A 24,237-nucleotide genomic window follows, 5' to 3' on the forward strand; every position below is an offset into this window, starting at 1 on the left:
CGTTGCTTATTCAATTTACGTTATTAAAGGCGTAAATGATACTTATTTGGACCGCTAACGAATTCTGTTATCGTTATGGTAAACAAAGATACGAAAAAGCTGTTTGATTGTTAATTACTAAGTGCGTACAAACCAACACCAAATTGTCTGAACACATGGCCTTTATTCTAAGTAAAGAAAACAGCATTGCGAATCATTTCATTGCTGAAATGCGTGATCTCACTATCCAACAGGACCGAATGCGCTTTCGTCGCAACATGGAGCGTTTGGGCGAAATCTTTGCTTATGAAATAAGCAAAAAATTAGCGTTCAGGGCAGCCGAGGTAGAAACGCCGCTAGGTACCGCTGAAACGTCCTTATTGGTAGCGCAACCTGTACTGATTACGATTGTCCGTGCCGGGCTTCCTTTGCATGAAGGCCTTTTAAATTTTTTCGATCGTGCAGATTGTGGATTTATTGGCGCATACAGAAAAACAAAAAAAAGCGGTGCCTTCGAAATCGAGCGTAAGTATTTAACCTCTCCTGATTTGAAAGGTCGGACAGTTATTGTGATCGATCCAATGATTGCTACGGGTAGCAGCATGGTATTAAGCTGTCAAGAGCTGCTAGCGACCTATGACATCAAAGAATTGCATATTGTTGCCGCAATTGCGAGTGAAGAGGGCGTTGAGCATATTAAAGCTTATTTGCCCAAAGCCCATCTTTGGATTGGCGTAGTAGATAGCGAAATGACCAGCAAGGCTTACATTGTCCCCGGGCTTGGGGATGCCGGTGATTTAGCTTATGGGGAGAAAAGGTAAATAGTTAAGTAGTTGAATCGTTAAGTAGTTAAGTAGTTGATTAGCCAATGTGATGATTAGCCGACATGATTATGAGAAGCAGCGTGACCGAAAGCTGATAGCTGACTGCTGATGGCTAAAAGCTGAAATAATTAGCCAATGTGATGATAGCCGACATGATTAGAGAGGCCAGCGTGGCCGAAAGCCGATAGCTGACTGCTGATGGCTAAAAGCTGAAATAATTAGCCAATGTGATGATTAGCCGACATGAGTAGAGAGGCCAGCGCGACCGAAAGCTGATAGCTGACTGCTGATGGCTAAAAGCTGAAATAATTAGCCAATGTCATGATAGCTGACATGATTAGAGAGGACAGCGTGACCGAAAGCTGATAGCTGACGGCTAAAAGCTGAAATAATTAGCCAATGTGATGATTAGCCGACATGAGTAGAGAGGCCACCGTGGCCGAAAGCCGATAGCTGACTGCTGATGGCTAAAAGCTGAAATAATTAGCCAATGTCATGATAGCCGACATGATTATGAGAGGCCAGCGTGACCGAAAGCTGATAGCTGACTGCTGACGGCTAAAAGCTGAAATAATTAGCCAATGTGATGATTAGCCGACATGAGTTGAGAGACCAGCGCGACCGAAAGCTGATAGCTGACTGCTGATGGCTAAAAGCTGAAATAATTAGCCAATGTGATAATGGTTATAACAACTTATGACTAGTATAGCTATCTTTGTAGTATGTACACAGGTAAGAGGCATCTTTTTTTTGATTTGGACCATACTTTATGGGATTTCGACAAAAATGCAGAGGAAACACTAAACGAACTTTTTATTTCTTATAAGTTTGTTGACCTCGGGATTTCATCAGCAGATCTATTTATAGAAACTTATACCCGTAATAATCAAAGGGTGTGGGCTCTATACCATAATGGAAAGATTGATAAAACAGAATTACGAAGGGCGAGATTTGCGGACACTTTTCAAGAATTGGGTTTATCGCCTACACTTTTTCCGAGCTCCTTTGAGACTGACTATCTTCGTTTATGTCCGCATAAAACGAACTTATTTCCGGGAGTGCATGAAACACTGAGCTACTTAAAAGAGAAATACGTTTTACATTTAATTTCAAATGGCTTTAAAGATGCTGCAGAAATAAAGGTTATAAAAACAGACATCAAAAAGTACTTTTCGCAAATAATCATCTCTGAAGACGTGGGCGTACATAAACCACATCCCGACATATACCATTACTCCTTAACTGCCGCCAAGGCATCAAAGGAAGAGAGTGTTATGATAGGCGACAGCATTGAGGCCGATATCCGAGGGGCACAGGCCTTCGGGCTAGATGCCATTTACTTTAATCCGAACGGGCTTGAAGAACCCATTGATGTTAAACGTAGTATCAGCGCCTTAACCGAACTGAAGCTATTATTTTAGCATATCGGCTGCGCCGTAAATCGCCGCCATCTCTCCGAGGGCTGCTATTTCGATTGGAAAAGTAAAACCTCTATTACTCAATAATTTGTGGGTATGTTCCAAAAAAAGGCCATGTGCCTTGCTAATATTGCCGCCTAAGACTAAACCTTCCGGCGATTTAATGAGTAGATAGTCGGCAATGAACACGCCTAATGTTTCGCCGAACTCACGAAAAACGCCCCTAGCAACATCATCGGTGGGAACGAGCTCGCACAAAGCCTTCACACTTTCTATATGCTGCCCACTCCGCTGGCAATACGTATCCTTTAGCCATCGCCCGGCGAGGTAGTCCTCCGCAATCCCTTCTCGAAAAGGAGCACACCAAAGATCACCATCCTCTGCATGTCCATTTAAAAACAAAGCACTCCCCAGCCCCGTACCTAATGTTAAGCCTACAGCTTTTTTGAAGGCAGCTCCGGCACCGGCAAACATCTCACCCTGTAGAAAACTAGCAGCATCATTTATAAACTTTATTTGCAAAGGATCGATCCCTAATTGGTTGGCCAATAAATTTCGCACATTGACTTGGTATAGGGCTTCATACTTATTCTGTCCCCTCATTAAGCTAACGCCCTGATCATAATCAAAGGGACCGGGAATGGCAATCCCCACTGCAAGCTTCTCAAAACCACCTTTTTGCAATGAGGCTTTAATACAATCAGTCCAAGCACTAATAATTCCGGAAACTGTATCGTGTGAATTTACTGAGCGCCGTTCGAAGCTATCATTGACTAGTGATTTGCTTTCCAGGTTGACCAATGCTGTTGAGATATGTGATCCTCCGATGTCACAACCTACTACAATTTTATTACTCATTAACGTGTTTATAATTTTTAATGGAACGTGAGGCAAATATAATTAAAGCGTTTTAGCAAAAAAATAAAGCTGCAAAATATTATATATTTTTTTTAAGAAAATGTCATTTCGACAGCAATTATAGTTGATTTGACTAACAGACGAGTATCATCGCTTACGAATTAGGGATATCTAAAGCTTGCGTTGAGATTTGAACTATTCATTGTCAACATTTTATAACGCTTCAGTGCCTGTATATAATAATAATCAGCATAAGGCAATGGCACATCCACTTCAGCCATAACGGGAATATAGCCTGCGCCATGCATTAAGATAAAACCGCCATTAGCTCCCAAAAGCGCAGTATATTCGGGAGATGCCAAGGTTTCGAGCATTGCTTCACCGGCTTTGAAGTATGTTTTACCGTTGTTGGTACTATAGCCACTTAACTCCAAAAAAGCGGCCGACATAATTGCTGCGGCAGAGGCATCTCTATAAGTATTAGGAATATCCGGGGCATTAAAATCCCAATATGGCACTTTATCTTTTGGTAAGTTTGGCTCATTCAGGATGTACTCTGCAATATGTTCGGCATAGTTCAAATAGGTTGGATTGCTTGTTTCCCTATAGAGTACGGTAAAACCATATAATGCCCAAGCCTGCCCCCTTGCCCAGCAAGACTCGTCGTTGTAGCCCTGCGCATTGCGTTTATGTTTAACCTTCCCGGTTTTGGTATCAAAAGTCACAATCTGACAGGTGCTGTAATCGGGCCGTATATGATTTTTCCAAATCGTCTCGGCCTCGTTGCATGCAGCTTTATAATAAGCGGAATCACCGGTAGCATGCGTAGCCCAGAACAGCAGTTCCAGATTCATGAGATGATCGATGACAACAACAAATTCTTTATCATTTTGTCTAGTATCCCAAGAACGAATGGCTTTCACTTTAGCGTTATATCTTTTCATCAGCGTTTTGGCACTGGCTACAAGTGTTTTTTGATAAGATACCTGTGGATCTATTTTCATCGCTGTACCGAAACTATTGTACATGATGGCCCCGAGGTCAGCCAATTTATCATTTGTCTGCTGTTTAGCTAAGAGCTTTAACGTTCGCCGCGCTTCTTTGAGTAAGACACTATCATTAGTTTCTTCAAAAAGGGCCCACAATGTTCCGGGATAAAAACCACTTGTCCACCAATCTGAACCGCTCGTTTCGAGGAAATTATTTGCCTTAACGTAAGTTTTTGGCAATTTATCTTCCGGCAACTCTTCCATGAGTAGCTTGTACTGTGTACTTGCATGTTTGAAGCGTTGTTCAATTGTTTCCGTGAGTGATTTATTCCCCTTTGTCGCGACTTGCTTACCGGTAGAGCAGCCGCCGATCGCAAGAAGAAATAGCAGTAGTTGTAAAAGGTTTCTTTTGATTAATTTTCTTATCATGCTTGAACTCTGTACCGAAATCCCGGATATAAAAAAGTGCAACCCTATGATGGGTTACACTTTTCTTATAACGTCGTCTTATGCTTTTTGTTGTATGGTTGATTAATCTTCGTTGCAATCATAAAAAAAGATTTTATTAATCAATTTCTTATCAAATATTTGCTCTTTTATCTTTGAAAGAAAAGAGCAGATAGATTCACTGATGGACCTCTTACCAGGTGTTGCAAGGGAATAGATAAACCGAAGCACCTTGCCAATAATCAAGCGGAGATGTATAAAAAAATTCTTTTACCGCCCCATCCAACCACCATCTACGGTCAAAATCGTACCATGAACATAGTCGGCCGCTTTAGAGGCCAGAAATACAGTCGGTCCCTTAAAATCATCGGGGTCACCCCACCTTCCTGCGGGGATTCGCGCCAGAATAGATTGGCTTCTTTCTTCATCAGCCCGAAGTGCTGATGTATTATCCGTTGCGATATAACCGGGTGCTATCGCGTTGACATTGACGCCACTACCGGCCCATTCATTAGCAAAAGCTTTGGTCAATTGTCCGACAGCACCTTTTGACGCTGCGTAACCGGGCACGTTAATTCCTCCCTGAAAAGTCAGAAGCGAGGCTGTAAATATAATTTTTCCGCTTCCTCTTTGGACCATATCCTTTCCGAATTCACGTGTAATAATAAACTGGGCAGTTTGATTAATGGCTATAATTTCGTCCCAGTATTCATCGGGATGCTCTGCGGCCGGTTTTCTAAGGATATTACCTGCATTGTTCACAAGGATGTCAATACTTTCGTGATCAGCTTTAACCTTCGCTATGAATTGATAAATGGCATTCCGATTTGAAAAATCACACTGATAGGCATAAAATTTACGACCCAGGGCTGTCACCTCTTTTGCGACCGTACTGTCGGATAATTCAAGGGTCGCCGATACACCGATAATGTCTGCACCGGCTTCCGCCAATGCTATAGCCATTGCCTTACCGATCCCCCTTTTGCAGCCTGAAACCAAGGCAAGTTTCCCTTTAAGATCAAATTTATTGAGTATAGACATATTTTTATTTTATTGAAATGCTTAACGGATTATTTACTTTTTCTTTATAGGATGTTAAATATTGTTCCCATTCATTCGCATTGTGAATCTTTCCTGCCTTATCCCAAGCGCCGCCGTTGTAATAAACCAAAGGTTGGTCGGCAATCGCACTAAAATGTGCCAGCAATTGACCTTCATTTTCGGTGATTTCAGGTAGATCCGTTTGCCCGAGCACCGCTATGCCCAAGGTTCCATCTTCGCCATGAGGAGGTTCCCAATAGGCTGCGATACCTTTGCTCAGGTTTTTTATAATCTTCCCCCCTTCTTCCTGACGAAGCACTATACCTGCCACTAGCGGAAGCTTCCCACCGCCCTCGAAATGATAAAGTAGCTCCACTCTATTCAATTGTGAACCAGCATCTAAGGTAATTGTTTTAGTAAGAGACACGACACGATCGTTCACTTGCCAAGGTTCATAACTTAGCCGAAAGGTAGTGCGCAACGGGCCGTTGTCCAGCACTTCATGCTTACGGTAATGCTTTGAATAAATTATTTTATCGGCTGCATAGGGAGCTATATCACCGGCACCTAAGGTCATACCAACGGAATAATAATCCAATCCACCGCCATGATCTTTATGGTAGTCGCCGGTTTTATACCACTCATCGACAACTAATTTTTCCGTTCGCTTCGCCCAAATATCAAGCCCCTGTGCATCATCCGGCCTTCCTTCTAAGGCTTTACCATACATCCGGAAAGCGATTCTGTCATTTTCCCACGCGAAATCATCGTATCGTTCCGGTACGTAGCGGGCAAATGTCTTTGCCGTGACCGCGGCGGGCTCCCCCGACACGGCATGGAGTCTGACTTCACTGTTTGCAGGGATCGCTATCCAGATCAACACATTTACAATACTATCGCTGCCCTTTTTCTCCAACTGATAAGCATATTCCTTGCCTTTCTCATCAACCAGTTTGAAGCGTTTAGGTGCAGAATGGATATTGTATACCTTTAAAAATTCCCGGTAAGGGATGCTGGCCAATTCCTCACGATCAACTGCTAAAGTGTTAGCTATTACCAGCTGTTTTCCTACTTTATCTTTATTATTACAGGAAAGTAGGCCGACCATCATTATAACAAACGCCAGCCATTTATTTTTCTTGTCCATCTTTAATCGGATAACCTGCATGTACTACCTAAGTTCTGTAATGGCACATCCATCCATATCTCCATAATCCATATTTTCGCCCGCCATTCCCCATATAAAGGTGTAATTAGATGTAGCTGCTCCGGCATGTACCGACCAAGGTGGTGATATGACGGCCTGTTCATTCTGCATCCATATATGTCTGGTTTCTTGCGGTTGTCCCATAAAATGGCAAACCGCCTGACCTTGTGGGACCTCGAAATAACAATACACTTCCATACGTCTATCGTGCGTATGTGCAGGCATTGTATTCCAAACACTACCGGTTTTAAGCTCGGTCATTCCCATTTGAAGTTGACATGTCTCCACCACACTTGACACCAATAATTTATTTATAACTCGATGGTTCGCTGTTTCCAAACTTCCCAATTCGACTATTTCGGCATCCGCCTTCGTCACTTTCTTGGTAGGATAGGCATGATGTGCCGGAGCCGAGTTTATGTAGAATTTAGCCGGGTTATTTTGGTCTTTACTAGCAAAAATCACCTCCTTCTTTCCTTTTCCAATATACAATGCCTCCTTGAAGCCAATATCAAATGATTCACCATCTACTTTAACAATACCGGCACCACCTATATTAATTAATCCAAGTTCTCTCCGTTCCAAAAAGTAAGGTGCTTTCAATGGATCGATGGTTTCTAAAACTACCTCCTGTGCAATAGGCATGACACCGCCAGCAATATATCGGTCGTAATGGGTATATACCAACGTGATTTTGTTTTCTTCAAATAATCTTTCAATTAAGAAATTACTTCTCAAGGCCTCCGTGTCCATGCCTTTCGTTTCGGTTGGACTCGAAGCATAACGGGTTTCATACGTAGTGCTCATTATTTCAGTTTTTATTTTTTTACTAACTAATTGGCGTTTTATTGGGCTAATATAAAAGAAAGTCAGGAAAGGCGCAAACGTTTACATTGGTTAATATGGTCAAGTAGCTTAGCATATATGCAGTGGTCTAGTTGATTGGAGTAATCCGTTTGATGTTTTATTCTTTCACGTACAGTTTTAACACACGTATGGCATTATCATATGGATCTTTTTCAGGTAATGAAATCGTAACTCCCTTGTTTCCATCACTCTTTACATTTCTCATCTCTCCCGTTTCTACCAATTGACAGTTCTGAATCTTATCTTTAGCTATAGCAAGCTTTAAGGTGTTATCAGGAAGTTCATCCAGTATATGCGCATAGATAATTTGGCCACCTTCTATTCTCTTTTGAGTAAGAACGACTCCCTTGTTTGTTGGTACGTCACGAAGCGGTTGCGTGGCATATACTGCTTCACCGTGAGTAAGCATCCATGCCCCCATTTCCCGTAACCGTCTAATGGCCGGAGGCGGAAGCGTACCGTCCGGTTTAGGGCCAATATTAAGTAAATAATTTCCTCCCTTACTTGCATTACTTACCAAGTAACGTAACATTTGTCCGGATGATTTCCAGTTAAAATCCTTACTATGCCATGCCCAGGTATGATTCATGGTTGCAGGCGTTTGCCACGGTTTATCGAGCAATTGTTTGGGATAGGCATTATCCATCATCTCCAAAAAATCGATCTCGTTTCCGGGGTCATGCATGGCTATACGTCCATTGATCAAACATTTACTGCTTAATTTTCGAACTAAATGAATCAGCTCATCTCTTCGGGCAGGTGTAATCAATTCCTTCGCCTCCTCGTCCCAAGTATCAAACCACAATAAATCAGGGTCATAGCGTTCGATTAATTCCTGAACTTGCGGCAGGCTCTTCTCTTTCCAATATTTTTCGAAATCACGGCTTTTTCTTGCGGGTTTCCAGTAAGGAATAGCGCCATTGGGATGTTCCCAATCCTGCCAATGCGAATAGTAAAAGCCATATTTCAAACCGTATTTTTTACAGGCATCTACAAGCTCTCCTAAAATATCCCGGCCCCTGAGCGGTGTAGCCGCTATATCGTAATTTGAGACATTTGAGTCCCATAATGCAAACCCATCATGGTGCTTGGCAGTTATCACAAAATACTTCATCCCTGCGTTCTTCGCTTCCTTAATCCATTCATCTGCATTGAAACGACTTGGGTTAAATTTTTCGACTAAGGCTTGGTATTCGTTATTGGGAATCTCTAAACGTTGCTGTATCCATTCGGCATACCAGCTTTTTCCGTTTGCAAGTGCTGTATCCGGCATTGTTCTTCCATTGTAGGTACCACCCAATATGCTGTAAAGCCCCCAATGGACAAACATACCGAACCTTGCTTCTTTAAACCAGCTAATTTTCTCGACTTCTTTTCTCGATACCTCTTGCGCAATCACTGAGTAATAAAGGCCAAGTAAGACGAGTATCATACTGAAAAATCGTTTCATCCTTATTAATTTTAACTTACACCATCTCCTAATAACTCACCTGAATTTGGCATGCTCTATAAATACCAATCTTTATAACGTTTAAGCGCTTCCAAAAAATAATAATCTGCATAAATAATTGGTCTATCGATCTCAGAATTTAATGGAAAGGCGCCCGTGCTATGCTGCAGAAGAAAACCACCATTTTCGCCAAATTTAGATCGGTAAGTATCACTTGCTAAAGAACGCAACATCTGCTCTGCACTTTTCAAATACAAGCGTTTTTTATCCCCCTCTACATATTGCCCGAGTTCCAACAATGCGGAAGCTATAAGTGCACCGGCAGAGGCATCTCGTTCAGCATAAGGCATGAAAGGCGCATCGAAGTCCCAGTAGGGGATTTTGTCTTCCGGAAGATTGGGATGATTCAAGATAAAGGCGGCAATGCCTTCTGCTTGTTTCAAATAGGCTTCATTTTTCGTATCTCTGTACATGAGTGTATACCCATAAAGCGCCCAGCCTTGCCCCCTTGCCCAAGCAGAACTATTAGCAGCACCTTGCCAGGTAGCTTTTCTGCGTACCGTTCCATTGTTTGGGTTATAATCAATTACATGAAAGGAACTGAAATCGGGACGGAAATGATTCTTAAGCGTTGTGTTCGCATGTGTGATCGCGATTTCTTTATATCGCTTATCGCCTCCATGATCGCTTACCCAGTTCAGCATTTCGAGGTTCATCATGTTATCAATGATCACGGGACAGTCCCAGAACTTATTTTTATTCCATGATTGAATCGCTTGAATTTCGGGTCTATAACGCGTTGCTAAAGAGGCAGCCGATTGAAACAGAATATCCTTATAGGCATTGTCACGCGTGATACGATAGGCATTTCCGAAGCTACAAAACATCATGAACCCCAGATCATGGTTGCCGGTAAAAGTTTTATTCGGTTCAATCAATTTTAGCGTTCGCAAAGCCTCTTGATGGATAGTTTCATCTTTTGTTTGCTCATAAATCAACCATAATGATCCCGGATAAAAACCGCTGCACCACCATTGAATGTCGCGCGCGTCGATTTTGCCTGTTTTCGGATCCCAATTTTGAGGCAACTTTTCAGATGGTATATTATTGGCGAGCACTTTATATTGTGCTCTTGCAAAATCAAAGTTTGCTTGAATCAGTTCTTTCATGCTTTTAGTTTGCGCGAAAGACTGTATACCTGATAGCATGATGCTTATAAGTATAAAAACCGGCTTGATTATTTTGGCCATCGTTATATTGGTTAAGTGTTTGGATTATGACGGCCAAAATAGTAGAAATAAGTAGTAATTGCAATCGATTACATTACACAATCGTTTGCATAAATTTCACGTTGTCATTCGCCTCACCAATGTTACGGGAACGATTTCTCGCGTATCATTTATAGCCCTTAGGGATTTATCCTTTAACAAGTTCAGCAATTTTTGGGCAACCCGATTTGCCATTTCAACAGGATGCTGGTCGATTGTTGTTATCGGTGGCGAAATAATAGACGCTCTCGGATCGTTTGAATAACCGACAATCTTCAGTTCATCAGGAATTTTTATCCCTTGTTCCCGAGCAAACTCGACAGCCGCTAAAGCGGTTGTGTCGTTTGATGCAAAAATGCCGTCAGGTCGCTCCTTACCGACAAATATCTGCCTTAGGCTATTCCACGCATTTTCCGCCGTAAGTTCTTGATAGAAACACCATTTCCTTTCAAGTTTTATTTTCGCTTTGTCTAAAGCATGTTGAAAACCTTCCGTTCGTTCCTTATAGATACTACATGACAACGGTCCCGAGATATAAGCAATTTTTGAACAGCCGGTTTCTATCAGATGATTGCCGGCCAACAAACCACCACGATAATCGTCGCCTTTGATAATATGCGCTGCATAGGTTTTTGTTGGAACCCGATCGTAAAAAATTAAGGGGATGCCCTGTTTAGTGAAACCATCGAAGTGCTTATAATCCTCTGTGTACAACGCTAACGAAACGACCAAGGCGTCTACTCGTGAAGAGTATAAGGTTGCGGCCAGCTTCTGTTCGATCGATTCGGAATCATTCGACTGGCAAACCATTAAGCTATATCCCTCTTCCTGCAACCTATTCTGTAAAGCGGTAATAAAAATCGCATGGAAGTACATGGAGATTCTGGGCACAATCATTCCAATGATATTAGAGCGCTTATTTCTTAACGACGAGGCCATGCTATTGTGCCGGTAGCCTAATTCCTCTGCCTTATCCTTCACCCGTTTCCGTGTTGCTTCACTTATTCGAGGATTATCATTTAATGCTCTCGAAACGGTTGCAGCCGAAACGTTCAAGGCCTCTGCTATATCAACAATGCTAATTTCGGACTTATCCGGTTTATGTTCTCTCATAAAACCCAAACATGGAGTCTACATTTAGTTAATATTGGCCAGTACTTAATAAAACGAGCGTGCAGGCATAAACAGGTTCAATTCCATTGGTTTTCGCCAATGCAGCAAGCTCATCGTTTTCTGTACCTGGGTTAAATATAATACGTTTAGGCTTAGTTTTCATAAGATAATCATAATATTGTCCTTGCAGTTTCGGCCCAATATAAAGGGTGACGGTATGAATATCGTGTAAAGGCTCTCCGGGCGGGACAATATCTACTCCTGCTACTGCGCCCTTTTTGATTCCCACATTAACAATTTCATGGCCAGCTGCCACCAAGCGATTCGCGGCTAAATAAGCATATCGCGCCGGGTTAGTAGTAGCTCCTAATATAAGGGTTTTCATATTCTTTGTCTATTTATTTGTTATTCGTCGTTGGTTATTAGTTATTGGTTATTGGTTGTTCGTTATTGGTTGTTCGTTATTGGTATTGCTTTAGGCTTTACCACCTTGCTATAAGCAAGCATTAGGCCGCACGCCATGGGCCTCACTCCTTTAACGCTACACCCCACACCTTTTACTTCACACCTTATTCCCTATCTCCTATTCTACTAACACAATTCATGCCATCGATAGCCGCCGAAACAATTCCGCCCGCATAACCTGCTCCTTCGCCACAGGGGTATAAACCTTCGATCTCGGGGTGTTGTAAAGTATCTTTATCTCTAGGAATGCGTATCGGAGAAGAAGTTCTGGATTCGACACCAACCAACACGGCCTCATTTGTATAATAGCCTTGCATTTTTTTTCCAAAAAGTGGCAAGGCGCCTTTTAGTGCCTTATATATAAAGTTCGGAAGCAACTCTTCTAATTGAACGGATTTCAATCCAGGCTTATAAGAATTTATAGGTAAATCGGCTGACAATTTTCCTTCTACAAAGTCTATCATTCGTTGTGCGGGCGCCACCAGTTGTCCACCACCCAGGTCATATGCTTTTCGCTCGACTTGTTGCTGAAATGCGAGTAAAGCAAAAGGATTTGTGTGCGCCCCTGCAACGTCTTCCAAGTTCACCTGAACAACTGTTCCTGAATTCGCGTAGGGATTATTTCGTTTAGATGGCGACCATCCGTTCACTACAATCTCGCGCTCACCGGTAGCACAAGGTGCAATGATGCCGCCAGGACACATGCAGAAGGAAAACACGCCTCGATTGTCAATTTGCTCAACCAGGCTGTAGTAGGCCGGTGGCAGGTGCTCACTCCGTATCGAACAATGATATTGGGCTTGATCGACAATTTCCTGGGGATGTTCAATGCGCACGCCCAGAGCAAATGGTTTTGCCTCAACCAACCATTTCTTCCGTTCAAAAAGATAGAAAATATCTCTCGCCGAATGCCCTGTAGCTAAAATGACATGATTACCAACTACCTCTTCCCCATTGTGTAAAACAACGCCTTGTAATTTCTTATTCTTAACGACCATATCGACTACCTTGGAGTCGAAACGTATTTCTCCTCCAAATAAAATGATCTTTTCGCGAATAGCTTCTATAATATGTGGTAGTTTGTTCGTTCCGATATGCGGTCGAGCGTCCACAAGGATGTCCGGCGTAGCACCGTGATCGACGAGGATTTGCAGAACCTTTTGCACATCACCCCTTTTATTAGAACGTGTATACAACTTTCCATCGGAATAAGTACCCGCCCCCCCTTCACCAAAACAGTAGTTCGATTCCACGTTAACTAAACCTGCTTTGTTAATCGCCGCTAAATCACGACGCCTGTCTTTCACGGCTTTGCCCCGTTCCAAGACAACTGGTTTGAAACCTAGCTCCAAACATTGCAGGGCTGCAAATAACCCTGCCGGTCCAGCACCTATAATAATAACGGGTTGGCTTTTTGAAACGTCGTGATAATTAATTTTCGGAACGGTTAAGGTTACTGCTTCATCGATATAGACAACAAGGCGTAATCGGTAAACTACTTTTCGTCCGCGGGCATCAATTGATCTTTTTCTGATTTGAAGCGATTGGATACGTTTCGGTGTTACCTTAAGTTGTGCGGCCGCCTGTCGGAGGATGAAGTGATCGTCCGAAATATTTTCGGGATTCACCGCTAATTCGATTTCTTTTTGCATACTATATTGCCCGGTTGTTATCCAGGATATACAAAGGTAAAAAATTTTGTTGTCAGTCATTTATCTCAAGATAAATCCTCCGAGATTTGACTTTTAATGTAAAGAGGTTGTTGTTTAAATTAAAAGAACGTTTTTGTTTTTCTTTTTATTCGTTATTGTTTGTTTTAAAAAGCACTCATGCTACTTCGTGGTTTCCGCAAAAAAGAAACAGAATCTCATCGCTTGGAAGTTTGCTACAACGGTAGTGCATCAACTTGCAAGCCGCAAACTTCCTAGGTGATATTTTAGCAGAACGGAAGGCTTCTACTTTTAACCCGACTTATTAGCTTTAGCCCAGTACTATAGCCTTGTGCGCGGGAGAAGCGGCCTTGGAGGATACCGACGCAACGGGCAGCAAAGCATTTGCACCTCTGTTCATTGTGCAGTATCCAAGCGGATTGAGGAAGTGAAACGGCTCCAATATGCGCCGTTGATGCTTTGCCATCAGGTGCAAGGTAGCCTACACACGCCTTGATCTTTTGTAACTTTTGGATCAAACCAAAAGTTAAATAAAAAAGGTCAAGAAACCTTCCCGTTAAGTAAAGCTTGAATGCCTTAAAAAAACGAAAACTTAATGAAAAGAAAGAAAGAAGTTAAAATAAACGTTCTTTTAAAATCATTCCATCATGAAAATAATACGTATTAACCTGAGAAAGCCGGACTGACAAAACCAGTTGTTTATAATAAATGGCAGAACATTTGCTATAGCAGAATAAGTTCCGGAGATAATATCAACGGAGGTTACTTGTAGACGGCTAATTTGTATTTGTATTCGTGAATAACAAGCATTTTACATAAGTTTGTTAAGCAGGTAAAAATGATCAACATTAAAAGAAAAGACAATGATTAAAAGATTTATTTTTGGTTTAGTTGGCTTGATTGCCACCTTATCGCTGAGCTCATGTGGCTACAATAGTATGGTTAAATTGGATGAGAATGTTCAATCCAAATGGGCTGAGGTGGAGAATGCCTATCAACGTCGCGCCGACCTGATTCCGAATTTGGTGAATACCGTAAAAGGTGCTGCCAATTTCGAACAGCAAACATTAACAAGTGTAGTGGAAGCGCGTGCGAAAGCGACATCCATTAATATCGATCCATCGAACCTAACACCGGAAGCCATAAAAAAATTCGAAGACGCCCAGGGCGCTCTTACAGGATCATTAAGTCGTTTAATGGCTGTAGCGGAAAACTATCCTGAGCTAAAAGCCACTGAAAGTTTTCAGGGTTTACAGGCTCAACTAGAAGGAACAGAAAACAGGATTGCCGTTGCGCGTCGTGGCTTTAATGAAGCGACACAACAATACAACTCGACAATCCGCTCTTTCCCGAATAATTTGATGGCTGGTATCTTTGGCTTCAAAGCAAAGGGCTATTTCACCTCTCAAGCCGGTGCGGACAAAGCGCCTGAAGTGAAATTTTAAACGATAATGTACCACACGGAAGGCTCGCCTGAGGGCAAGCCTTTCACACTTTAACCTTCGGAAAGAGATGAATATTTTCAATAGTGAAGAACAAGAACACATTGCACATGCGATTGGTTTAGCGGAGGCAAATACCTCCGGAGAAATCCGCATTTGTGTGGAGAAAAGATGCGATCAGGAAGTACTTTCTCGTGCAGCAGCGTGTTTTAACCAACTTGGTATGCACAAAACCAACCTGCGCAATGGTGTACTCATTTACCTTTCTGTTGACGATCATAAATTTGCCATTATAGGCGATGCCGGTATCAACAATAAAGTTGAACCTGACTTTTGGGACACTACAAAGGATAAAATGCTGGCCTATTTCAAGACTGGCAATTTAGTAGAAGGTATAATAGCGGGCATTGAATCTGCCGGAAGCAAACTTAAAGTTCTATTTCCACGTGAACATGACGATGTAAACGAACTGCCTAATGATATTGTGTTTATGAATCGTCCAAAATAAAGCAAACATGAGAGCTTACCAGACCTTGTTCTTTTCTTTTATATTCTTTTTATCAACTTTAGTAAAAGCTCAGGATTTCCCTCCCCCGTCCAGAACATTGGTGACCGACTTTACCGGTACGCTAACGGATGCTCAGCGGCAGCAGCTTGAAAGTAAGCTAGTTGCTTTTGCTGACACCTCTTCAACGCAAATAGCCGTTGTGATTATGCGTTCGGTAGGTGATTACGACATAGCCGACTATGGAGTACGACTAGCCCAGCAATGGGGTATTGGAACAAAAGGTAAAGATAATGGGATTTTGTTGCTTGTTGCCAAGGAAGACAGAAAAGTAACTATCCAAACCGGTTATGGTGTAGAGGGTGCCGTACCCGATGCCATCGCTTTTCAAATTATTCGAAATATTATTACACCTGCATTTAGGCAGGGCGACTATTTTACAGGAATTAATCGGGCTACAGATGCGCTCATCTCTTACACGAAAGGAGAGTTTAAAGCTGAACCACGTAAGAACAGAGGAGGAGGTGGAAGCGGTGGACTCATCCTAACTGTGATTATAATTGCTGTTATCATTAGTTTACTTGCCAGCAGAGGTGGGGGCAAAGGGGGCGGTGGGCAAGTCATCGGTGGCCGTGGTGCATCTGATCTATTCTGGCTTACCATGTTAAGCGGCATGGGACGCGGAGGAAACCGGGGTGGAGGATTCGGTGGCGGCGGTGGCGGAGGCTTTGGTGGTGGAGGTGGAGGCTTCGGCGGCTTTGGAGGAGGAAGCTTTGGTGGCGGAGGCTCCAGTGGAAGTTGGTAGGTAGTTGAGTAGTTAAGTGGTTGAGTAGTAGTAGTAGTAGTAGTAGTAGTAGTCGCATTGTCTTTAGAAGCGTTATCGGAACAACAAACAACGAGCATAACCATAACTGATAACGCCCAACTCAAAGAAATACTGCTAGTAACAGAAAACTGATAGCTTAAAAATGTTAAAACGAGATTCTTTAACCGCACAAATGCAGCAACTAAGCCATACACTGGCAAAGGTGAAAAGGCTGATCATAGAAGACCATGAACCAAAAGCACTGGAAGAGGTAATTTATACTTTAGAACACTATTATGGTACTTCCCAAAAAGCATTGGTTGCCATATCCACTGATGTGTTTATGGATCAAATCCGAGAACAAGCTTATAAGGCAGAAGAATTGAATATGCTAGCGGCCTTCTTAGATGAGCTTGCAGGCCTTAATGATGATGAAGAAACGAGAAAGAACCTATGGGCTAAAGTTATTGCGCTTTATGATTTCATCGAAGAAGAATTTCAAACACTTTCTTTTGATCACATTGCAAGAAGAAATATTTTAGTTAGGGCACTCGGTATGGAGTAATTATTTTGGGTCAAACTAGGTTGTTCGGTATCAATCGTGATATTTAGCTATATTTAGCATCTAAAATGATCGTATCATTTCTACACTTCAACAAACAGAATACATGATTCTTAAACTAGCTTTATAAACTTTTATGAACTTAAAAATCAAAATGTTGATCCTTTCGTGCATGACATGTCATTTAGTAAGCGCACAGACGGGTGATTTCCAACCCATTTACCCAAACGGCAAGATTCCCAATGAACGACCGGATAAAACGGCGGTAACAGAAGTAAGTGAGATAGGAAAGGATGGCATCGAGCGAATATCGTCAGTCAGTATCCCGGCGATAAAGTATTATGCACCAAATAAGCGCAAAAGTAAGGGGTCTGCCATTATTATTTGTCCAGGCGGCGGTTATGGCATTTTGGCCATGGGACATGAAGGGGATCAAATAGGCAAAAAATTTGCAGAGAACGGTATTGCTGCTTTTGTTCTAAAATATAGGTTGCCCAACGAAGCTTTGATGCAGGATAAGAGCATTGGCCCCCTACAGGATGTCCAACAAGCATTCAAACTTGTTAGGGAGCAGGCTGAAACGTATGGTATCAATCCACAAAAAATCGGTATTATCGGTTTTTCTGCGGGGGGGCATTTGGCCTCTTCGGCAGGTGTACATTATCAAGATGTTAAAATTGATAATCCAAAGAAAACCAGTCTTCGCCCCGATTTTATGTTACTGATCTACCCCGTTATTAGTATGGACTCCGGCATTACACACGGCGGCTCGCGTAATAATTTGCTAGGAAAAATGCCGAACAAGGAGATGGTAAACTATTTTTCCAATGAAACACAAGTTACTTCAGATACGCCACCTACCCTTTTGGTCCATGCAGAAGATGATACCGCTGTTCCGATTGCCAATAGCAAACGCTTTTACGAAGCATTACAAAAACAGCAGGTCCCTTCCAAGCTAATCACTTATCCTCATGGAGGACATGGCTTTGGTTTACACAATAAAACAACCACTGACAAATGGTTTGACCATGCCTTGGTATGGTTACATGAAATAGGCTTTTAGTGGTAATCAAGATAGTTTCTGAAATGTCCGCCACCAAAGGTCGGGCATTTCGCCTTCTATGGCTAATAGATAATCTTCATATCGGCAAGGCACTAAATGAAAACGCTCGTTTACTGACTTTGTATTAGGGTAAGGCACCTGCATCCACCAACGATCTGTTTTTTTACTTTTTATGAAAACCAATTCATAGCTATCATCGTTTAATGAAGCACGATAAGTAACATAAGATGATTTTGGTTGTAGTGGAAAATCTTTCTTTCTGTTATAGAAGCCGTCAATAAAATACCAGATCATTTGGGCTAATAACATGGCAGTTTGTCCATTTTGATCGTATGCAGGATTAAACTCGTAAAAGCCGATAGAACTTAACTTATCACTCATCCCAGCGTAGCGACATAGCTGACAGGCTTCTTCACCATAGAAACCGTTTGGTGTTGCATTTGCATTGGCTGCAGCATCAGAAGAACGAACAGCACTGATATCGAAGCTTAATAAGTCGGCATTTCTGATAACAGGTTCTGCCTGATCCGTTTTTCCGGTAAACAAGCCAAGACGATAGGAATCAAAATAGAGCTTATCCATCACTTTCAGACTATCTTGACTTACGAAGTAGGTTTGATACCCTATGTTACTATAATTAAAAAGATAGTTCGGCTGGTGTAGTAATATTTTGGTTAGGTAGGTTTGTGACGTTGTTTCACTTTCATTTTCAATAGATTCGTCTAAGTCGAAATGTGAATCAATCACCACCAGGTCCACTTTTTGCTCGAGTTTTTCATAACCTTGGAATTGTGCGTAGGTCAGATCCTGCCCTCCTCCGATAATAATCGGAATAATGTTCTTTTTTATTAACTCTTCTACCACTATTTTCAGGGCAGCATACGTATCGCTTATCCGCTCACCTGCTTGTATGTTTCCAAAATCAGCAATTCGCAAGAGGTAATCACCGCGGTGCAAGCTATACAATTTTTCACGCACATGATCAGGAGCAAGTGCACACCCTTGATTAGCGATTGCTCGGCGATCTTCCGCTACACCAATGATGGCTAAATCAAAAGCCTCCTCTTCTTGATCCGGGAATTTCGTTTCAAAAGCCTTTATATGCGCTCCAAGCTGACTGGTCAAGAAGCCATGCGGAGGGGTTAATTGCTGAACATCAATAGGAGAAAAAAAATCGATCAATGACATGAAAAAAGGATTAGCTAATGCAATTTACTTTAAGATTGTGCAAATATCCATTTATTAACTTACTTTTGAAAGTATTAATGATCAATCTATAGGAAATAAGACGGTGATATTAGTTACTGGTGGAACAGGATTTTTAGGTTCAACGCTTCTTAGACGATTACTCGCCGAAGGAAATACGATTCGGGCGATCAAACGTCAAACTTCAGTCATTCCTAATGATCTTCTTACACATCCAAACCTGCAGTGGCTGGAAGCCGATATTAGCAATTATTTTGAACTGGAAGACGCCTTTGACGGAGTTAAGGAGGTCTATCATTGTGCAGCAATGATTTCTTTCGATCCAAAAGACAAAAAGAAAATCGTTGCAGTCAATAGCAGCAGCACGGCCCACATTGTCAACCTGTGTATACAATACGGTGCCCGTCTATTACACGTTAGCTCGGTAGCTGCTATTGGTAAGCCGAAGCCACCACAGCTGCTCTCCGACGAAAATGACATTTGGGAATTTGACGGTTCACAGAATGGTTATGCCATTTCAAAATATGAAGCAGAAATGGAAGTTTGGCGAGGCACGGTAGAGGGTTTGGATGCCGTCATCATGAACCCTTCGCTGATTATTGGTTGTCAAAGCGGCCAGGAAAACACCGGTGCAATTTTTAAGCTTTTGAAAGATGGCCTGCGGTATTACCCGGAAGGCAGTGTAGGTCTGGTGGATGTGGAAGACGTTGCCAGAGCCGCGATCATTTTAATGAACAGTAAGGATATCCAAGCAGAGCGTTTTATTATTAACAATGAAAATATGACGTACCAAGAGCTCTTCCGCATTTGCGCGAATTACCTTGGTAAACCTGCACCCAATAAATTAGCAACCAGGGGCATGTTGGGATTAGCATGGAGGGCGGCGAAGGTTTTATCATGGTTTACCGGCCGACAACCGGGATTAACGCACGACACTGCGCATGCGGCCCGTGAAAAGCAAGCCTATTCCAATGCAAAATTTAAAGAGAAGATAGGCTTTTCATTTAAGCCTATTAGCGAAACGTTAAAAGAAATTTGTGAACATATTTAGATAGGCGGAAGTTCTTCTCTCGCCTATCTTTAAAGATTAATCCCATTACGGACATGAAACATTATTACATCATTGATTTCGACAGTACATTTACACAAGTTGAAGCACTTGATGAATTGGCCCGGATTTCCCTTGAACATCATCCGGCCAGAGAATTGATCTACACGGAAATTGAACGCTTAACCAACGCGGCAATGGAGGGCAACATTTCTTTCCGAGAGAGCCTTGCGGGCCGAGTGAAGCTTCTCCAGGCTAACAAATCGCATCTGGAGAAATTGATCAGTACCCTCAAAAAGAAAGTGTCTTCATCTTTCTCTCGAAATCGTGTGTTTCTCCGTGAGCATAGTGAAGATGTATTGATTGTTTCCGGCGGATTTAAAGAATTTATAACCCCCGTAGTAACTCCGTACGGTATAAAAACAGAAAATATTTATGCCAATACATTCATTTTTGATGAGGATGGAAATATCGTCGGTTACGATGAGAGCAATCCCTTATCAGATGAGGGAGGTAAGGTAAAATTGCTCAAGACAATGAATCTTGACGGCACTATTTATGGTATTGGTGATGGTTATTCGGACTTCCAATTAAAAGAATCGGGTCTGATTGAAAAGTTCTATGCCTTCACAGAAAACATTGAACGCAAATCGGTATCAGAAAAAGCAGACCATATCACACCTAGCTTGGACGAATTTTTATACGTCAATCATTTACCCAGAGCTATTTCATATCCAAAAAATCGCATTCTTTGTCTTATTGTTGGCGACGTTCCGGAAATTGCTATCCATCTGCTTAGGAGAGATGGTTTTTCTATCCGCCATAAAGAAACATTAGAAGAGAAATATGTAAAAGATGTCGGAATGCTTCTTTTGGCGAACGGTATAGATATCACCGATGAGCAACTTTCGCAGGCAGAGAAACTGAAAACCATTGGCTATCTCGGAAACAGTAAAGGTCACATTAATCGGGAGCTATGTAATGAAATGGGAATCGTTCTTTTTGACGACAAGAAGGATAAAAAAAGAAGTGGCGAGTTTATTCCTAAAAGAATGGCCGACTTCATTAATAAGGGAGATACAGCCATGAGCCGTAATTTTCCAAACATGCAATTGCCACGCATTCATCAAGCACATCGTCTTATCCATATTCACAAAAACGTCCCGGGAATTATGGCGCAAATAAACAATGTGTTTGCTCAGCACCATATTAATATCGTTGCACAATTCTTAATGACAAAAGGAAATATCGGTTATGTAATAACGGATATTAGTAAAGGCTATGATGATACGCTTTTAAAAGAGCTTAGGCAGATTACTACAACTATTAAGCTTCGGATTTTATATTAGCGCCTTGTCTTTGAAAAGGAACGCTTTTGTTTTTCTTTTTTGCGGAAAAAAGAAAAACAAAAGCGTTCCTTTAACATAACATTCCTATGGCTTTCTCAAAGCGAAACTCTTTCCTATTGAAGTATTTCAGCTAATTTGGCATGCAGTTCTTCTCCTCGTAGATTTTTTCCGACAATTTTTCCCTGTGGGTCAATCAAAAAATTGGCAGGTATGCCTCGTACGCCATAGAGTTGAGCCGCTGCATTATTCCAAAACTGCAGGTCGGAAACCTGTGTCCATGCCAATCCGTCATCGGAAATAGCTTTTAACCAAGCATCCTTTCCATTTGGTCTGTCCAGAGAAACGCCCAAAATAGTAAAATTTCTATCTTTATATTTATTAAAGGCCGCTACTACATTTGGATTTTCCTGCCTGCACGGGCCGCACCAGCTCGCCCAAAAATCAATCAAAACATATTTACCTTTGAAAGAGGAAAGGGCCACTGGTTTGCCTGTTGTATCATTCATGGTAAATTCAGGGGCTTGCGCACCGATACTGGTACCTTTTGCTGCATTCAATGATTGTCCGTATTCTGCGCCTATCTTGCTTGTTTGTATGTCTTTTGACAGGCTACTATATAGTTGTTGTGCCTGTTCATAATCTCTCCCGGGATCCAGCGTAGATCGCAAGGTATACATACTAACTAATGAATTTGGTTTGCTCTTAATGAAATCACTTACAATTTGTATTTGCTTCTGTTGTAAACCTTCATAAAGTGCTTGAAACTTCTTCTGAAACTCTTCGGAGTTTCTTTCTTCATCCGATGCTCCATAATATACATTCATGATGTTTGCCTGATCAGCCTTAAGCACATCCATTGCCTTGTTTAAGGTGGATTGATCTACATTTAATGGAGTTCCGCCTAATGTAGCTTTACTTAATGAATCAGCCGATTGCACCGTAATCGTTCCTTTTTCCAAAAAGACAGGAATCATATCGGGTGCTTCCAGTTGCATTACAGGTTCCCCCTTATGGGCTAATACTAAAACAGCGTTAAGCGGCTCTTCTACTGCACCTTTAAACGAAAATGCGCCATTTATGACACTTGTGGAGTCAAGCTGATTAGCTCCGTTTAGGCGATAAGAAATATAAGCCTTCGCCGGAGCATTTACATTTCCTATATTTCCTTTAATCACATAATCTTGCTGTGCATTGGCCCAAAAAGGCAGGGCTGTTAATACACCAATTATTAGTTGTTTCATACATTTCTTTTTATACCGTATAACTTACCACCAAAATAAACAGTAAGTAAACTGTGTTTAACAAAGTATTTCCATTGCTTGTAACCTAAAACAAAAGGCACCCCCTTCTTTACAAAAGTAACATTAAAATTAGGGAACGGAAGAGGGAATGTTTTAATCGCTAAATTTTAGCTAACATGTTACAGAGATGCCTTTGCAAAACCCTTCTGAAAGAATAAACGGTCTTTTTTAACGCGATCGCCCCACAACATGCTACAAGTATTTGCCTTCTTTTCCTTTTTTTTCCTAAATTGCACGGCATACAACTTATATATTTTTACCGTGGCACATTCTTATGAAATTAAAGTTGAGTTAACGAAAGACTCACAATTAGCAAAGGTTGATTTTAACAACCTAAAGTTTGGACAAATTTTATCTGACCATATGTTAGTGGCGGATTACGATGATGGTGAATGGAAAGAGGTCAAGATTGTCCCTTATGCTAACCTTAGTCTGAGCCCTGCCACTTCAGCCCTTCACTACGGGCAGGCTATTTTTGAAGGCATTAAGGCGTATAAATTTGAAGACGGTCGTGTTAGCATTTTTCGTCCGGACAGAAATTTTGACCGCTTTAATAAGTCTGCCGTCCGGTTGGAAATGCCTGAAGTCCCTCGAGAGATCTTTATGGACGGGCTAAAGAAATTGATTGATATTGATCGCAGTTTTGTGCCACCAACTACCGGTGCGTCCCTTTATATTCGCCCGTTTATGTTCGGTACAGAACCGGCTTTAGGTGTTCATCCCTCAAAGTCCTATAAATTTGTGATTATTACGGGGCCGGTTGGCGCCTACTACAATAAGCCATTACGTGTAAAAGTAGAAACCTATTTTACCCGAGCTGCAGCGGGAGGTGTTGGCTTCTCCAAAAATGCCGGCAACTACGCCCTTTCGCTCTATCCTACTCGGTTAGCACAGGACGAGGGCTTCGATCAACTAATTTGGACAGATGCCAAGGAGCATAAATACATTGAGGAAGCAGGCACTGCCAATTTAGTATTTATGTTGGGAGATACGCTTATAACCCCAGGGTCTGAAACTGTTTTACAAGGCGTTACCCGTCACAGCATTATGGATCTAGCTAAGAGCTGGGGAATCAAAACCGAAACACGGGATGTAAGTGTCCAAGAATTAATCGAAGGCATAGAGACAGGCAAGGTAAGTGAAGCTTTTGCTGCCGGTACTGCTGCTACTTTGACACCAATCTCGGAGATAGGATATGAAGGTAAGATTTATAAGCTCAGCGACCCCGCCACCCGTGAGTTTTCGAACAAGGTATTGGACTATCTTAACCAGTTACGTTACGGTAAAGTTGAAGATCCTTTCGGTTGGAACTTCATTGTAGGATAAAGCTAACCATCGGCTATCGGAATCAGCTGATAGC

Annotated in this window: 22 protein-coding genes; 10 read left to right on the forward strand and 12 right to left on the reverse strand. The window is 41.9% G+C overall.

The window, feature by feature from the left end:
* Nucleotides 1-155: 155 nt before the first annotated feature.
* Nucleotides 156-800 carry a uracil phosphoribosyltransferase gene (gene upp, locus FKG96_RS00395; RefSeq protein WP_013664027.1) on the forward strand — a complete coding sequence of 215 codons (645 nt, stop codon included), beginning with the start codon at nucleotides 156-158 and terminating at the stop codon, nucleotides 798-800.
* A gap of 725 nt (nucleotides 801-1,525) precedes the next feature.
* Entirely contained in the window at nucleotides 1,526-2,224 is a 699-nt protein-coding gene (locus FKG96_RS00400) for a YjjG family noncanonical pyrimidine nucleotidase (RefSeq protein WP_130858136.1), read from the forward strand.
* Here the strand turns inward: FKG96_RS00400 and FKG96_RS00405 are convergent.
* From FKG96_RS00405 to FKG96_RS00450, 10 genes are all read right to left on the reverse strand, one after another.
* On the reverse strand, nucleotides 2,216-3,079 hold the full coding sequence (locus FKG96_RS00405; RefSeq protein ID WP_130858137.1) for an ROK family protein: 864 nt from the start codon (nucleotides 3,077-3,079) through the stop codon (nucleotides 2,216-2,218). The genes FKG96_RS00400 and FKG96_RS00405 overlap by 9 nt on opposite strands.
* A 161-nt stretch (nucleotides 3,080-3,240) precedes the next feature.
* Entirely contained in the window at nucleotides 3,241-4,497 is a 1,257-nt protein-coding gene (locus FKG96_RS00410; protein WP_242627387.1) for a glycoside hydrolase family 88 protein, read from the reverse strand.
* Nucleotides 4,498-4,785: 288 nt separating this feature from the next.
* Entirely contained in the window at nucleotides 4,786-5,550 is a 765-nt protein-coding gene (locus FKG96_RS00415) for an SDR family oxidoreductase (RefSeq protein ID WP_198140348.1), read from the reverse strand.
* A gap of 10 nt (nucleotides 5,551-5,560) precedes the next feature.
* Nucleotides 5,561-6,703, reverse strand: coding sequence for a DUF4861 family protein (locus FKG96_RS00420; RefSeq protein WP_165447065.1), 1,143 nt, complete (start codon nucleotides 6,701-6,703; stop codon nucleotides 5,561-5,563).
* 24 nt (nucleotides 6,704-6,727) lie between these two features.
* Nucleotides 6,728-7,570 carry a 5-dehydro-4-deoxy-D-glucuronate isomerase gene (gene kduI, locus FKG96_RS00425; protein WP_013664033.1) on the reverse strand — a complete coding sequence of 281 codons (843 nt, stop codon included), beginning with the start codon at nucleotides 7,568-7,570 and terminating at the stop codon, nucleotides 6,728-6,730.
* Nucleotides 7,571-7,727: 157 nt separating this feature from the next.
* A complete protein-coding gene (locus FKG96_RS00430) occupies nucleotides 7,728-9,080 on the reverse strand; it encodes an alpha-L-fucosidase (RefSeq protein ID WP_130858140.1) in 1,353 nt (450 codons plus the stop codon).
* A 56-nt stretch (nucleotides 9,081-9,136) separates the two neighbouring features.
* A complete protein-coding gene (locus tag FKG96_RS00435; protein WP_130858141.1) occupies nucleotides 9,137-10,330 on the reverse strand; it encodes a glycoside hydrolase family 88 protein in 1,194 nt (397 codons plus the stop codon).
* Between the two features lie 96 nt (nucleotides 10,331-10,426).
* The gene (locus FKG96_RS00440) at nucleotides 10,427-11,461 is read right to left on the reverse strand and encodes a LacI family DNA-binding transcriptional regulator (RefSeq protein ID WP_130858142.1); all 1,035 of its coding nucleotides are present in this window, start codon (nucleotides 11,459-11,461) and stop codon (nucleotides 10,427-10,429) included.
* A gap of 28 nt (nucleotides 11,462-11,489) precedes the next feature.
* Nucleotides 11,490-11,846, reverse strand: coding sequence for a CoA-binding protein (locus tag FKG96_RS00445; RefSeq protein ID WP_013664037.1), 357 nt, complete (start codon nucleotides 11,844-11,846; stop codon nucleotides 11,490-11,492).
* 184 nt (nucleotides 11,847-12,030) lie between these two features.
* The gene (locus FKG96_RS00450; protein ID WP_130858151.1) at nucleotides 12,031-13,578 is read right to left on the reverse strand and encodes an NAD(P)/FAD-dependent oxidoreductase; all 1,548 of its coding nucleotides are present in this window, start codon (nucleotides 13,576-13,578) and stop codon (nucleotides 12,031-12,033) included.
* Between the two features lie 881 nt (nucleotides 13,579-14,459).
* On the opposite strand from FKG96_RS00450, the gene FKG96_RS00455 reads away from it, so the two are divergent.
* From FKG96_RS00455 to FKG96_RS00475, 5 genes are all read left to right on the forward strand, one after another.
* Complete coding sequence (locus tag FKG96_RS00455; protein ID WP_013664039.1) at nucleotides 14,460-15,041, forward strand: LemA family protein; 582 nt, start codon at nucleotides 14,460-14,462, stop codon at nucleotides 15,039-15,041.
* 67 nt (nucleotides 15,042-15,108) lie between these two features.
* Entirely contained in the window at nucleotides 15,109-15,546 is a 438-nt protein-coding gene (locus FKG96_RS00460; RefSeq protein WP_013664040.1) for a TPM domain-containing protein, read from the forward strand.
* A 7-nt stretch (nucleotides 15,547-15,553) separates the two neighbouring features.
* Entirely contained in the window at nucleotides 15,554-16,348 is a 795-nt protein-coding gene (locus FKG96_RS00465; RefSeq protein ID WP_149104983.1) for a YgcG family protein, read from the forward strand.
* A 163-nt stretch (nucleotides 16,349-16,511) separates the two neighbouring features.
* A complete protein-coding gene (locus tag FKG96_RS00470; protein ID WP_013664042.1) occupies nucleotides 16,512-16,913 on the forward strand; it encodes a hypothetical protein in 402 nt (133 codons plus the stop codon).
* A gap of 133 nt (nucleotides 16,914-17,046) precedes the next feature.
* Nucleotides 17,047-17,973 (forward strand): alpha/beta hydrolase, encoded by a 927-nt coding sequence (locus FKG96_RS00475; RefSeq protein ID WP_242627136.1) that lies wholly within the window; start codon nucleotides 17,047-17,049, stop codon nucleotides 17,971-17,973.
* A 6-nt stretch (nucleotides 17,974-17,979) separates the two neighbouring features.
* On the opposite strand, the gene FKG96_RS00480 is transcribed toward FKG96_RS00475, so the two are convergent.
* A complete protein-coding gene (locus FKG96_RS00480) occupies nucleotides 17,980-19,161 on the reverse strand; it encodes a formimidoylglutamase (RefSeq protein WP_130855127.1) in 1,182 nt (393 codons plus the stop codon).
* A gap of 103 nt (nucleotides 19,162-19,264) precedes the next feature.
* Between FKG96_RS00480 and FKG96_RS00485 the strand changes: the two genes are divergently transcribed.
* Together FKG96_RS00485 and FKG96_RS00490 are read left to right on the forward strand one after the other, a co-directional pair.
* Nucleotides 19,265-20,230 (forward strand): NAD-dependent epimerase/dehydratase family protein, encoded by a 966-nt coding sequence (locus FKG96_RS00485; RefSeq protein WP_130855126.1) that lies wholly within the window; start codon nucleotides 19,265-19,267, stop codon nucleotides 20,228-20,230.
* 53 nt (nucleotides 20,231-20,283) lie between these two features.
* On the forward strand, nucleotides 20,284-21,576 hold the full coding sequence (locus FKG96_RS00490; RefSeq protein WP_013664046.1) for an HAD-IB family phosphatase: 1,293 nt from the start codon (nucleotides 20,284-20,286) through the stop codon (nucleotides 21,574-21,576).
* A 113-nt stretch (nucleotides 21,577-21,689) separates the two neighbouring features.
* On the opposite strand, the gene FKG96_RS00495 is transcribed toward FKG96_RS00490, so the two are convergent.
* Nucleotides 21,690-22,817, reverse strand: a complete 1,128-nt coding sequence (locus FKG96_RS00495; protein ID WP_013664047.1) for a TlpA disulfide reductase family protein — start codon at nucleotides 22,815-22,817, stop codon at nucleotides 21,690-21,692.
* 321 nt (nucleotides 22,818-23,138) lie between these two features.
* On the opposite strand from FKG96_RS00495, the gene FKG96_RS00500 reads away from it, so the two are divergent.
* On the forward strand, nucleotides 23,139-24,203 hold the full coding sequence (locus tag FKG96_RS00500; RefSeq protein WP_041387921.1) for a branched-chain amino acid aminotransferase: 1,065 nt from the start codon (nucleotides 23,139-23,141) through the stop codon (nucleotides 24,201-24,203).
* Nucleotides 24,204-24,237 lie beyond the last annotated feature (34 nt).

The sequence above is a fragment of the Olivibacter sp. LS-1 genome (genome assembly GCF_008245145.1).
Classification (GTDB): Bacteria; Bacteroidota; Bacteroidia; order Sphingobacteriales; family Sphingobacteriaceae; genus Olivibacter; species Olivibacter oleidegradans.